Genomic DNA, 12,576 nt, shown 5'->3' on the forward strand with positions numbered 1-12,576 from the left:
GCCTCCTTGGCTCAGGCGCGCCGGTAGACGGGCGGGCGCTTCTCGGCGAAGGCGCGGGCGCCTTCTTTGGCGTCGTCGGTGGCGAAGACCGGCCAGCCGCGTTTCAGCTCCGCGGCGAGCCCCTCGGTCTCGGTCAGCTCGGCCGTCTCGTACACGGAGGCCTTGACGGCTTCGACGGCGAGCGGTCCGCAGGCGTTGATCCGCTCGGCGACTTCGAGGGCCTGCTCCAGGGCGGTGCCGTCGGGGACGACCCGGCCGATCAGCCCGATGGCGGCGGCTTCCTCGGCGCTGTACGAACGTCCGGTGAGGAGCATTTCGAGCGCGTGGGTCCGGGCGATCTGGCGCGGCAGCCGTACCGTCGACCCGCCGATGGGGAAGAGGCCGCGTCTGACCTCGAAGAGTCCGAAGGTGGCGCCCGCCCCGGCGATCCGGATGTCGGTGCCCTGGAGGATCTCCGTGCCGCCCGCGACGCAGTGGCCCTCGACGGCGGCGATGACCGGTTTGCGGGGGCGGTGGTGGCGCAGCATCGCCTTCCAGTGCAGATCGGGGTCGGCGGTCATCCGGTCGCGGTACTGCTCGCCCTCCATCCCCTTGCCCGCAAGGGCTTTGAGGTCCATGCCCGCGCAGAAACAGCCGCCGGTGCCGGTGAGGACGATCGAGCGGACCCCGTCGTCCTCGTCCGCGGCCAGCCAGCCGTCGTACAGCCCGACCAGCATCGGCAGCGAGAGGGCGTTCTTCGCCTCCGGCCTGTTCAAGGTGAGCACCAGCGTGGCGCCCTCGCGCCGCACGGTGAGGTGTTCCGTACCACCCATTGCCTGCCTCCCGTCTCAAGACCTAGAACAGGTTGCAGTAGGAGGGGGTTCAGTTCAATAGCTTTCTGACAGTCAGTCAGATTTCTTCGGCGGCCCCCCTTCCCACTTGCGCCTCCCGGCGCTCTAATGACCGCCGGGTCAGTCAGCATCCGGGGTCAGGAGGAATGGTGGAGTACAACCTTGCCGACCTGTTCGAATCGGTCGTCGACGCGGTCCCGGAACGCGAGGCGCTCGTCTACCTCGACCATCCCGGTACCGGTGCGGAGCGCCGGCTGACGTACGCGGAGCTGGACGCGTCGGCCAACCGCGTCGCGCACCATCTGATCGAGGCGGGCATCGCCCCCGGCGAGCATCTCGGGCTGCACCTCTACAACGGGGTCGAGTATCTCCAGACGGTGCTGGCCTGCCTCAAGGCCCGCATCGTTCCGGTGAACGTCAACTACCGCTATGTCGAAGAGGAGTTGGCTTACCTCTACCGGGACGCGGATCTCGTGGCACTGGTCTTCGACGCCGAGTTCGACGTCCGGGTCGCGGCCGCCGCGCCGAAGGCCCCGACGCTCCGCCACCTGGTCCGGGTAGGGGCGCCGGTGCCGGGCGTAAGCGGTCCCGATGCCGTGGCGTTCACGGACGCCGAAGCGGCCGGGAGCCCGGAGCGCGGCTTCCCGCCGCGCTCGGCCGACGACCAGTTCATCATCTACACCGGCGGCACCACTGGAATGCCCAAGGGCGTGATGTGGCGTCAGGAGGATCTCTTCTTCTCCGGCCTCGGCGGCGGTGCGCCGACCGGTGATCCGGTGAAGGCCCCGCAGGAGCTGGCCGAGCGGGTGGCCGCCGGTGGTGACGGGATCACCTTCTTCCCCACTCCCCCGCTGATGCACGGCACTTCGACGCTCACCGCGTTCATCGGCCTCAACTTCGGGCAACGGGTCGTCGTCCACCGCAAGTTCGTGCCCGCAGAGGTGCTCCGTACGATCGAGAAGGAGAAGGTCACCAGCGTGTCCCTGGTGGGCGACGCGATGCTGCGGCCGTTGATCGACGCGCTGGAGGGGCCACTGAAGGGCACCGACTGTTCGTCGCTGTTCTCCGTCTCCAGCTCGGGTGCGATCATGTCGGACTCGGTGCGCGCGGAGTTCCAGGCGCTGGTGCCGACGGCGATGCTGCTGAACAACTTCGGCTCGTCGGAGTCCGGGTTCAACGGTACGGCGACGGCCGACTCGGGCCCGGAGAAGGGATTCCGGCTTCAGGTCAACTCCCGTACGGCGGTGGTCGATCCGGTGACGTACGAGCCCGTGGCTCCGGGCGAGCCCGGGCGGATCGCCCAGCGCGGCCACGTACCGCTCGGGTACTACAACGACCCTGGAAAGACCGCGGAGACGTTCTTCCGCAGGGACGGTCAGCGCTGGGTACTGCTCGGCGACATGGCGACCGTCGACGCGGACGGCATCGTCACGGTCCTGGGCCGGGGCTCGCAGTGCATCAACACCGGGGGCGAGAAGGTGTATCCCGAGGAGGTCGAGGAAGCGCTGAAGGCCCATCCGGATGTGTACGACGCGCTGGTCGCCGGGGTGCCGGACGAGCGGTGGGGAAACCATGTCGCGGCGGTGGTGCAGCTGCGCGAGGGGGCGGCCGAGCCCTCGCTGGACGACGTCCAGGCGCACTGCAGGACGCGTCTGGCCGGCTACAAGATCCCCCGCCGGCTGGTGATCACCGGGCAGATCCAGCGCTCACCGAGCGGCAAGGCCGACTACCGGTGGGCCCGCTCGGTCGTCGCACCCCGGCGGACACCCGAGGGCTGAGGACGAGAGCCCGAGCAGACCGGCACCACGGGCCCGAGGGCGAAGAGGCACCCGAACGGCGGCCGGGCGGGATCCGAGAGGAACACCCGAACGGCGGCCGGACCCGTCACCCGCGCAAGAGCCGCGACAGCGCCGGTCCGGATCACCCGGGTGCGCCGTTGCGCGTCCATCCACCCGTGCCGCGCGACGTGCCCGGGCGTGAGCCATTCGGGAACGCCGAGTACCCGTCCGCTCACCCTATGTGGCAAAGGGGGGAAATCGCCCATAGCTTCGGCTCATGAGGAAACGACACATCAAGAGCCTCGTCCCGGTCGCGGTCGTCTCCGCCGCCGGTCTCGGCGCGGCAATGCCCTCCGCATCAGCCACGACCGCCCATGTGGTGCGGCCCGGCCAGTCGATCCAGAAGGCGGTGGACGCCGCTCGGGCGGGTGACACCGTCGTCGTCATGCCCGGCACGTACCGGGAGACCGTCCTGATCACCAAGCCGCACCTCACCCTGCGCGGCTACGGCGACCGGACCGTGATCCGGCCGGCGGGGAAGAACCCGCGCTCCGTCGACGCCTGCGCGAAGACCGGCAGCGGAGTCTGCGTCCTGGGCCGGTCGGGCCGGACCGTCGACGGCGTGAGCGTCGATTCGCTGACCGTCTCCGGCTTCAAGAAGAACGGCGTCTGGGCCTCCTGGACGGACCGGCTGTCCGTGCGGCGGGTGATCGCCGAGCACAACGGCGTCTGGGGCATCGCCCAGGAGCGCTCGACCCGTGGTGTGTTCACGGGCAACATCGCCCGCGCCAACGGCGACGCCGGCATCTTCATCGCGAACACGGTCGACGAGGAGGGCGGCGCCACCGACACCCGGGGCACCGAACTCCAGGACAACACGCTCACGAACAACCGGATCGGCTTCACCGCCAGGCGCGTCAGGAACCTTTCGGTCCACGACAACACGTTCACCGCCAACTGCAACGGTGTGTTCGTCGTGGGCGACGAGGGCAAGCCGCAGGCCGGAGCCATGACGATCCAGTTCAATCAGATCAACGACAACAACAAGTTCTGCGCCAAGACCGAACGGCTGTCCGCCATCCAGGGTTCCGGCATCGTGCTCACCGGCGCCGCGGACACCCGGGTGCGCTCGAACACGATCAGCAACAACGTGGGCGCCACGCCGTTCTCGGGCGGCGTCGTCCTGTTCAAGAGCTTCGTGGGCACGAAGAACACCGGCCACACCATCAGCGGCAATGTCGCGCTCGGCAACAAGCCGGCCGACCTGGCCAACGGGGACACCGGCAAGGGCAACACGTTCACCGCCAACGTCTGCACGAAGTCCACACCGGCCGGGATGTGCTGATCGGCGCACCCCGCACGAGGAGAAGCGATACAGCATGACCACTGTGAGTCCCACTCCCGCACCCACGTCCACATCGACCCATGTCCACGTCGCCGTCCCGCACCCCGTCGCGCCCCCGCAGCCGGCCATGCAGCTGCGCGAGATCGTGTTCGGGGCGGCGCGCGCCGCCGCGGTGCGCGCCGCGGCCCGGCTGGGCGTCGCCGACGCACTGGGCGAGACACCCGCGACCGCGCAGGAGCTCGCCGCGCTGGTGAAGGCCGAGCCGGTGCCGCTGCGCCGGCTGCTGCGTGCCCTGTCCTGCTACGGGATCTTCACCGAGACCCCGGACGGGGACTTCGCCCATACCGAGATGTCCCGCCTGTTGCGCGAGGACGACCCGAACAGCCTGCGCTCCATCTCGCTGTGGTGCACCGAGCCCTGGACCTGGGACGTCTGGCCGCACCTCGACGACGCGGTGCGTACCGGCCGGAGCGTCTTCACGGAGGTCCACGGCAAGGGCTTCTTCGACTACCTCCACCAAGACGCCCACGAGTCGGCCCAGGTCTTCAACCGGGCCATGACGACCTCCAGCATGCAGTCCGCGCTGGACGTCGCCGAACTCCTCGACCTCACCGGGGTGTCCGCGGTCGCCGACATCGGCGGCGGCCAGGGGCACGTACTGGCGAGCCTGCTGGAGAAGCACCCGTCGCTCCACGGCACCCTGATGGACCTGCCCGGTGTGGTGGCGCGGGCCGATGCCCGGCTGCGGGACGAGGGTCCGCTCGTCGGCCGGACCCGGATCGTGGCCGGCGACTGCCGCGAGGCCATCCCGGTCGAGGCCGATCTCTACATCATCAAGAACATCCTGGAGTGGGACGACGACAGCACGCGCAGGACCCTGCGCAATGTCGTCGCCGCGGCCCGCCCGGGAGCCAGGGTCGTCGTCATCGAGAACCTCGTCGACGACACCCCCTCGATGCGGTTCACCACCGCGATGGACCTGCTGCTGCTCCTCAATGTCGGCGGCGCGAAGCACACGAGGGAGAGCCTGGTCGCCCGGATCTCCGACGCCGGCCTGCTGATCGGCGACGTCGTACCGGTCAACGCCTATCTGCACGCCTTCGAATGCGTGGTTCCCGACTAATCCGAGAACGACGGAAATCGCCTTCCGAAGAGGACGGAGAATCGCCCCGGGTACGGCCGACTGGCCGGCCCCGGGGCGATTCTCCGTCTCGCGCGGTTCTCAAGCGGTGGTGCCGCGCTCCCACCGGTAGAACTCGTGGGCCATGGCGTCCTTGGGGCTGCGCCAGGTCTCCGGGTCGTACGCGCTCACGTACGCGGTGAGCTTGTCGCTGATGTCCTTGAACTCCGGGTGCTGCGTCACCTTGGCGATCTCGGGGCCCGGCGGGCGTTCCGATTCGATCAGGTGGAGGTAGACGTCGCCGAACTGGAACAGTTTGCGCCTGGTGACGCCGACGAGGTGCGGGAGTTCGGTGCTGTCGGAGGCCGCGAACAACTCGGCGATGTCCGGTGCCGAACCCGGCGCCATCCGGGCGACGATCAGAGCGTGGTGCATCGTGGGATGCCTTTCTGGTTCCCCGGCCCGGCACCCGGCCGGACGGCGGGGTGCCGGGCCGCGCGGGGCGGGCGGACGGCGGGTCAGCGGGCCGATGCCGAGGCGGTACGGCGCTCGCGGGCGCGCTGCTCGATCTTGTCCCGGATGAGCTCCATCTGGACCTTGGAGTTGCGGTTGATGTTGTCGGTCATCCACGCGTCGTCGACGGGTGCGTCGGGCCGCATCGCGAATTCCTGGGTCCAGCGCATCTTCGTACCGCCGGGGACCTCGGAGTACTCCCACCGGATGTTCATGTGCTGGAACGGGCCCGGCTCGACCCGGCGGGCCTGGACCGTGCGGCCGGCGGGGTCGACGGTCCGCTCGGAGACCCAGCTCCACACCTTGTCGTTCTCGTCGGGGTGCATGGTCAGGCGGAACTTCGTCCTGTCGCCGTCCCGTTCGATGACCTCGATCGCGGCGTACTCGCTGAACAGCCGCGGCCAGTTCTCCAGATCGTTGGTCACGTCCCAGACGAGGTCCAGGGGGGCGGCGATGGTGATTTCGTTCTCGGTGCGTCCAGGCACGTCAGGCTCCTTGCATGAGGCTGTTGTTGACGAGGTCCAGGAATTCCTGGGGGGTCTTGCAGCGGTCGGCGTCGGTCGGCAGCGGTCGGCCGTGCCGGTTCTCCAGCACGCCCACGATGCCGAGCAGGCCCAGCGAGTCGAGGCCGAACTCGTCGAAAGCGGACCCGGGACGCTTCTCCATGTCCCGCGGGTCCACGGTGAGTCCGGCGCCCTTCTTCATCAGGACGGCGAGTTCCGCGTAGGTCAGTCGATCGGTCATGAGGACTTCTCCTTCTCACGATTGGGTGTCGGTGGAACGCCGCAGCACCATCGCCGCGTTCGAGCCCATGAGCCCGCGGCTGAGCACCAGCGCCGTCCGCAGCTCGGCGGGGCGCGCACTGCCGGTGACGACATCGAGGTCATGGCACACCTCGAAGACGTTCGGCGTGGGCGGTATCAGCGCGTTCTCCATGGAGAGCACCGCCGCGGCCACGTCCAGCACCGGGGCCCCGCAATAGGCGCGCCCGATGCCGGTCTTGGGCGCCGTCACCGGCACCTGCCGGCCGTGCGCGCCGAGTGTGTCGGCGATCGCGAGCGCTTCGGCGCGGTCGGCCGCCGGGACCCCGAGGGCGTCCGCGAAGACGACGTCGATCTCGTCCGGCGCGCAGTCGGCCTCCCGCAGGGCGCCGATGATCGCCTGGGCGAGGCCCTCCCGGGACTCCTCCCACCGGGACGCGCCGGTGAACGTCGCGGCGTGCCCGGCAAGTTCGGCCCTTACGCGGGCCCCGCGCCGACGCGCCGACTGCTCCTCCTCGACCACCAGCATGGCGCCGCCCTCGGCCGGCACGAATCCGCAGGCGTCCGAGGTGAACGGCCGGTAGGCGCGGGCGGGGTCGTCACAGGTGCTCAGATCCTCGTAGCCGAGCTGGCAGACGACCGAGTAGGGCGCCAGCGGTGCCTCGGCCGCGCCGACCACCACCGCTTCGGCTCCGCCGCGGATCGAACGGGCGGCGTGCGCCAGCGCGTCCAGGCCGCCCGCCTCGTCGCTGGCCACGACCGCGCAGGGCCCCTTGAAACCGCCGCGGATCGAGATCTGGCCGGTGCTGGCGGCGTAGAACCAGGCGATGGACTGGTACGGACCCACGTAGCTGGATCCCTGTCCCCACAGCCGTTGGAGTTCACGCTGACCGAATTCGCCGCCGCCGGACCCGGCAGCGGTCACCACGCCGACATCGAACGGTGAGTTCTCATAGTCGGCGCGGCCCAGCCGGGCGTCGTCCAGAGCGATGTCCGCGGCGGCCATCGCGAAGTGCGTGAACCGGTCGGTCTGGACGATGAAGCGCTCTTCGATCAGCTCGACCGCTTCGAAGCCGCGCACCTCGCCCGCGACCCGCAGCGGAAGGTGCTCGCACCCCTCGCGGGTCACCCGGTCAAGGACGCTGATCCCTTCGTGCGTCCTCTTCCAGAAGGCCTCGGTGTTGATTCCGTTGGGGGCGACGACACCGATTCCGGTGACAACGGTGCGCCGGGCTTTTCGGTTTCTCATGGTGTCCTCCCACCTGTTCGTGTCAGGGCCACCGCGGACTGGAAGCCGCCGAATCCACTGCCGACCGAGAGGATGCTGCGCAGCTTCAGGGGACGTGCGGTGCGCGGCACGTAGTCGAGGTCGCACTCTGGGTCCGGGCTCTCGTAGTTCGCGGTCGGCGGTACCGTCTGGTGGACCAGGGCGAGTACGCAGGCCGCAATCTCTATGGCCCCGATCGCCCCCAGCGAGTGGCCGACCATGGACTTGATGGAACTCATCGGTACGTCATAGGCGTGTGCGCCCAGCGCCCGCTTCACGGCGGCCGTCTCGTGCCGGTCGTTCTGCTTGGTGCCCGAGCCGTGTGCGTTGACGTAGTCGATCTGCGAGCCGTCTATCCGGGCGTGACCGAGCGCCCGGTTGATCGCCTCGGCCATCTCCAGCCCTTCGGGAGTCAGCCCGGTCATGTGGTAGGCGTTGCCGAAGGTGGCATAGCCCGAGATCTCGCAGTAGACCGTCGCGCCGCGGGCGCGGGCGTGCTCCAGCTCCTCCAGGACGAGCACCGCTCCGCCCTCGCCCATGACGAAGCCATCGCGGCGGGAGTCGAACGGCCGGGAGGCGTGCTCCGGATCGTCGTTGTTCGCCGAGGTGGCCTTGATCGCGTCGAAGCACGCCACCGTGATCGGGGTGATCGGTGAGTCGGACGCCCCGGCGACGCAGACGTCGACGCGGCCCTCCTCGATGGACTGAAAGGCGTACCCGATCGCGTCCAGGCCGGAGGTGCAGCCCGTGGAGACGGTCTGCACCGGGCCGTGCGCGCCAACCTGTTCGGCCACCGCCGAAGCGAGGGAGCTGGGTGAGAAGGCGCGCTCCAGGTGCGGGCCGGCGGGCCGGTGGTCGACGTCCCAGCGGGCGCCGCTGCCGCTGACGGCGACGTAGTCGTGTTCCAGTCGGGTGGTGCCGCCGACCGCGGTGCCCAGCGACACCCCCATGCGCCAGGGGTCCACCTTCTCCGGGTCGAGCCCCGCGTCACCGAGGGCCTCCCTGGCGGCCACCATCGCGAACTGGACGTACCGGTCGGACCTGGCGACCTGGTCCACGTCCAGTCCGTGCGCCGCCGGGTCGAAGTCGCACTCGGCGGCGATACGGGACCGGAAGCCGGCCGGGTCGAAGAGCGTGATGCCACGGGTCGCGGTGCGTCCGTTCGCGAGGAGGTCCCAGAAGGCCGGTGCGCCGATGCCGCCGGGGGCCACGACGCCGACGCCGGTGACGCCCACGCGGCGGGTCATGAGGCGGCCTCCGTTCGTTCCGGCGGCGCGACGCGTCCGGCGGACCGTGTGTGCTCGGCGTTCGGGGCGTGCTCGGCGGACTCGGTGTGCTCGGTGTCGACGTGGCCGAGTTCCGGGCGCGGGGCGAGCGGGCCGAGGTGGAAGACCATGCGTGCCTCGACGTCGCCGACGTTCCGGAACCGGTGGCGTACATGGGGAGGGATCAGCAGGCCCTGGTCGGGCCGCATCCGGTGCGGTTCACCGTCCAGGTCCACCTCCAGGAGACCGTTCACGACGTACACGAATTCCTCGGAATACGGGTGGTAGTGCTCGCCGATGCGGTCGCCGGGCTGAACGATGGCCAGCCCCATGAAGCCGCTGGTGGCTCCCACCGCTGTCGGCGTGAGCATGGCGCGAAGGTCGCCTCCGCGCCTGCGGTTGGGCTGCGTCTCGCTGAGGTCCACGATGCGTGGCCGGTGCATGGTCATGACTGTTTTCCTCCTGGCGCATTGCGTGTTGTATTGACGGGTTGAGCGAGAACCCCCCAGGGTGCGGATGCGCGGTTCAGGACTCCATGGCCCGCCGATCGGTGATCAGGGTCATCTCGGCTTCTGCGAGGAAGTGCGAGATCCCCTGGTCGTTCGTGGGCACGGCGTTCGCGCCGCCGTCGAGGAGACGTCCGAGCCTGGCCACCTTGCCGGGGCCGTCGATGCCGACCGCCTGAGCGGCCTGCGCGTCGATCGGTTCGATAGCTTCGAGGAGGCGGACGACGACGTCGTCGCGCTGGAAGATGGTGCTGCTGTCGATGATGCTCGCGGGGTCGTCGGCGGCCTCCTCGTCGTGGCCGGCGAGCAGCCGGGCGAGTGCCATGCCGCAGCCCTCCTTGGCCTGGTAGAAGAGCGCGTGCCGGCGGATGTCCTCGGCCTTGTGCCGGCCCGCGGTCACGTGGTGGACGGTGGGGAGTGCCGCCCGGGTGAAGAACATCCGGGCGGAGTCCGGGTCGCTGAGGTCCCGGTCCTGCTCCAGGTATGGGTTGATGGCCTCTTCGACGGCCCTGACCTCGGGCTGCCGGGCTACGTGGCGCAGGGCCGCGAGGAGGTCGCCCTCGACCTCGACCGCCCGCACGACGCGGTTTCCGTGCATGAAAAGCGAAGTACGGCGCAATCGAGTGTCGTCGTCGACACGAGCGTTCGGGGAGTCGTAGTCGGCCAGGATCTTCGCCACGATGTCCTCGGTGCCGGGCTTGACGGTGAAAGTCAGCGCGTGGCGCACCACTCCGTCGCCGACGCGGGGTGACGCCTGCAGCCTGCCCTTGGCCGTCTCGGGCGCCATCTCGAACGACTTCCCGGTCTCCCGCAGGACGCTGAAGCGCAGCGAACGGGTGTCGCGCACGCAGTTGTGCAGCGGCTGCACCGTCGCAACATGCTCCTCGCTGTTCACCCAGGCGAGGAACGGGGGTGCGCTCTCCCATTCGCTCGTGATCAGCCACTGCGAGGGGTTCTCGATGGACTGGCAAAGCTGGTCGCTGATGTGTCCGGGGACGGATGCCACCTGGTTGCGCAGGTGCTCATACGCCTCCAGGAACTCCTTCTGGGCCCCGTCGTACGTGTCCAGCAGCAGGACGACCCGCAGCCTGGAGCCGTCGAAGGCGGACTGGGAGATCCGTTCCGAGAGGGTGATGGTCATCTTTCGGTCTCCTTCGAGACGGTGTCGTGGACAAGCCGGGCGGCATGCCGTCAACCGTCGGTTGGCGAGTGATTCGGAGTAGGGACTCTCCCGGCGGATGTGAGCGGTCCGCCCCGTGACCGCGGGCATCGTCTCCGTGACCGATCGTGAAACGCTGGTCCGGCTGGCGCGAGATTTATGAACCGTTCAGGTGAGCGACCGTCCGAACCGCTCCGACGAGGGCATGGAACAAAGCAACCGAACGGCGTCCGAGCTGGAGCAACTGATGAACGAGAACGTCGACATTCGCGTACCGGTCCTCATCGTGGGCGGCTCCCTGGTGGGCCTGTCCACCTCACTCTTCCTCGGCCGGCTCGGCATTGAGCACCTGCTGGTCGAGAAGCGCCGGTCCACCTCGACACATCCGCGCGGACGCGGCAACAACGTGCGCACGATGGAGGTGTTCCGTACGGCGGGTGCCGAGCCGAGCATCCGGGAAGCGGCGTCGGTCCTCGCCGGCAACCACGGGATTCTGCAGGCCGGGTCGCTCACCGGCGACGACCAGGAGTGGCTGTTCAAGGAGATCGACCCGGGCGGCGGGCTCGCCCGTTTCAGCCCGAGCGGCTGGTGCCTGTGCAGCCAGAACGATCTGGAACCCGTGCTGGTGAGGCTGGCCCGCGAACAGGGCGGTGACCTGCGGTTCTCCACCGAGATGCAGAGCTTCGACCAGGACGGGTCAGGGGTGGACGCGGCGCTCAAGAACCGGGAGACCGGAGAGCACATCGGTGTGCGCGCCGAATACCTCGTCGCGGCCGACGGGCCGCGCAGTCCGATCCGTGAGCAGCTGCGCATCGACCGGACGGGGCCCGGCGACCTCTTCCACAACGTGAGCGTCACCTTCCGTTCCCGGCAGCTCGCCGATGTGCTGGGCGACCGGCGCTTCATCGTCTGCTATCTGACCAATCCCGCAGCGGACGGTGCCCTGTTGCCGGTGGACAACAAGAAGGAGTGGGTGTTCCACGCGCCGTGGCAGCCTCAACTCGGGGAAACCCTCGAGGACTTCACCGACGAGCGGGTAGCCGAGCACATCCGTACGGCGGTCGGCGCTCCGGGGATCGACATCGAGATCACCGGCAAGGCCCCGTGGCACGCCGCGGAGCGGGTCGCGGATCGGTACTCGTCCGGCAGGATCTTCCTCGCCGGCGATTCGGCCCACGAGATGTCGCCCACCGGGGCGTTCGGCTCCAACACCGGTATCCAGGACGCGCACAACCTGGCCTGGAAGCTCGCCGCCGTACTGAAGGGCGAGGCGGGCCCGGGTCTGCTGGACACCTACGAGGCCGAGCGGCTGCCGGTGGCGCAGGCGACGAGCGCGCGGGCCTCGGCGCGTTCCAGCGAGCACAGCCACCCGGGATACGCCGCAGCGCCGGGCGTGGGCGGCGGGAAGCAGGGCGGGATGCTCACCGTGGCACTGGGCTACCGCTATGTCCGCGGTGCCGTTCTGGGTGCCGATCCGGGACAGTCGGTGGTGCCGCAGGGAATGCAGCTGAACGGTCAACCGGGCAGCCGTGCACCGCACCTGTGGGTCCGTCAGGACAATGAGCGCAAATCCACGCTGGATCTGTACGAGCACACTTTCGTGCTGCTCACGGACGGTGGGGACGTGGTGTGGCGGCGGGCGGCGGCCCGGGTCGCCGACGGGCTGTCGGTACGGCTCCAGGCGTACGGCATCGGCCCGGGAGCCGATCTGGAGCCGGAGAACGGGGCCGACTGGGCGGAGCTCCACGGCACAACACCCGAAGGCGCGGTCCTGGTGCGTCCCGACGGCTTCGTGGCCTGGCGGTCGACGGGGCCGGTGCCCGACGCCGAGACCACTCTCCGGGAGGTCCTGACCTCGCTGCTGCACCGGTCGTGACCGCCCGGTAACCGTCGGCGGTTGGTCAGGTCAGGTCAGGCCGCACGCCCGTGGTTCCGCGAGGGATCGCTCCGGCCGAACGGTGTGGACGAGGTGTCCGGCGTCGACGCCGACGGCCCGGGTACCGGATGCCGGGAGCCGGATGCCGGATGCCGG

At 69.5% G+C, this 12,576-nt stretch carries 12 protein-coding genes; 4 read left to right on the forward strand and 8 right to left on the reverse strand.

The genetic code is table 11. The features are described 5' to 3' along the window. Positions 1-11: 11 nt before the first annotated feature. A complete protein-coding gene (locus tag OG936_RS00630) occupies positions 12-812 on the reverse strand; it encodes a crotonase/enoyl-CoA hydratase family protein (RefSeq protein ID WP_406491734.1) in 801 nt (266 codons plus the stop codon). Between the two features lie 167 nt (positions 813-979). Between OG936_RS00630 and OG936_RS00635 the strand changes: the two genes are divergently transcribed. The 3 genes from OG936_RS00635 to OG936_RS00645 all read left to right on the forward strand — a co-directional run bounded on the left by OG936_RS00635 (position 980) and on the right by OG936_RS00645 (position 5,076). Then, positions 980-2,608: an acyl-CoA synthetase gene (locus tag OG936_RS00635; protein ID WP_406500283.1), complete on the forward strand. Its 1,629-nt coding sequence runs from the start codon at positions 980-982 to the stop codon at positions 2,606-2,608. 277 nt (positions 2,609-2,885) lie between these two features. After that, complete coding sequence (locus OG936_RS00640) at positions 2,886-3,953, forward strand: nitrous oxide reductase family maturation protein NosD (RefSeq protein WP_406491736.1); 1,068 nt, start codon at positions 2,886-2,888, stop codon at positions 3,951-3,953. Between the two features lie 34 nt (positions 3,954-3,987). Then, the gene (locus tag OG936_RS00645) at positions 3,988-5,076 is read left to right on the forward strand and encodes a methyltransferase (RefSeq protein WP_406491737.1); all 1,089 of its coding nucleotides are present in this window, start codon (positions 3,988-3,990) and stop codon (positions 5,074-5,076) included. Positions 5,077-5,175: 99 nt separating this feature from the next. Here OG936_RS00645 and OG936_RS00650 read toward each other — a convergent pair whose 3' ends face one another. From OG936_RS00650 to OG936_RS00680, 7 genes are all read right to left on the reverse strand, one after another. Beyond that, complete coding sequence (locus tag OG936_RS00650; protein WP_266744371.1) at positions 5,176-5,508, reverse strand: TcmI family type II polyketide cyclase; 333 nt, start codon at positions 5,506-5,508, stop codon at positions 5,176-5,178. An 83-nt stretch (positions 5,509-5,591) separates the two neighbouring features. Then, positions 5,592-6,071 carry an SRPBCC family protein gene (locus OG936_RS00655; RefSeq protein WP_406491738.1) on the reverse strand — a complete coding sequence of 160 codons (480 nt, stop codon included), beginning with the start codon at positions 6,069-6,071 and terminating at the stop codon, positions 5,592-5,594. A gap of 1 nt (position 6,072) precedes the next feature. Beyond that, positions 6,073-6,330: an acyl carrier protein gene (locus tag OG936_RS00660; RefSeq protein ID WP_266744373.1), complete on the reverse strand. Its 258-nt coding sequence runs from the start codon at positions 6,328-6,330 to the stop codon at positions 6,073-6,075. Between the two features lie 15 nt (positions 6,331-6,345). Next, positions 6,346-7,596, reverse strand: coding sequence for a ketosynthase chain-length factor (locus OG936_RS00665; RefSeq protein WP_406491740.1), 1,251 nt, complete (start codon positions 7,594-7,596; stop codon positions 6,346-6,348). Further along, positions 7,593-8,861, reverse strand: coding sequence for a beta-ketoacyl-[acyl-carrier-protein] synthase family protein (locus tag OG936_RS00670; RefSeq protein WP_383758044.1), 1,269 nt, complete (start codon positions 8,859-8,861; stop codon positions 7,593-7,595). The genes OG936_RS00665 and OG936_RS00670 overlap by 4 nt, the downstream gene beginning before the upstream one ends. Further along, positions 8,858-9,328: a cupin domain-containing protein gene (locus OG936_RS00675; RefSeq protein WP_266744376.1), complete on the reverse strand. Its 471-nt coding sequence runs from the start codon at positions 9,326-9,328 to the stop codon at positions 8,858-8,860. Before OG936_RS00675 ends, OG936_RS00670 begins: the two co-directional genes overlap by 4 nt. A 76-nt stretch (positions 9,329-9,404) precedes the next feature. Next, positions 9,405-10,526: a SchA/CurD-like domain-containing protein gene (locus tag OG936_RS00680; RefSeq protein ID WP_406491741.1), complete on the reverse strand. Its 1,122-nt coding sequence runs from the start codon at positions 10,524-10,526 to the stop codon at positions 9,405-9,407. Positions 10,527-10,791: 265 nt separating this feature from the next. Between OG936_RS00680 and OG936_RS00685 the strand changes: the two genes are divergently transcribed. Then, complete coding sequence (locus OG936_RS00685) at positions 10,792-12,420, forward strand: FAD-dependent oxidoreductase (protein WP_406500284.1); 1,629 nt, start codon at positions 10,792-10,794, stop codon at positions 12,418-12,420. Positions 12,421-12,576 lie beyond the last annotated feature (156 nt).

The sequence above is a fragment of the Streptomyces sp. NBC_00846 genome (genome assembly GCF_045207325.1).
Lineage (GTDB): Bacteria > Actinomycetota > Actinomycetes > Streptomycetales > Streptomycetaceae > Streptomyces.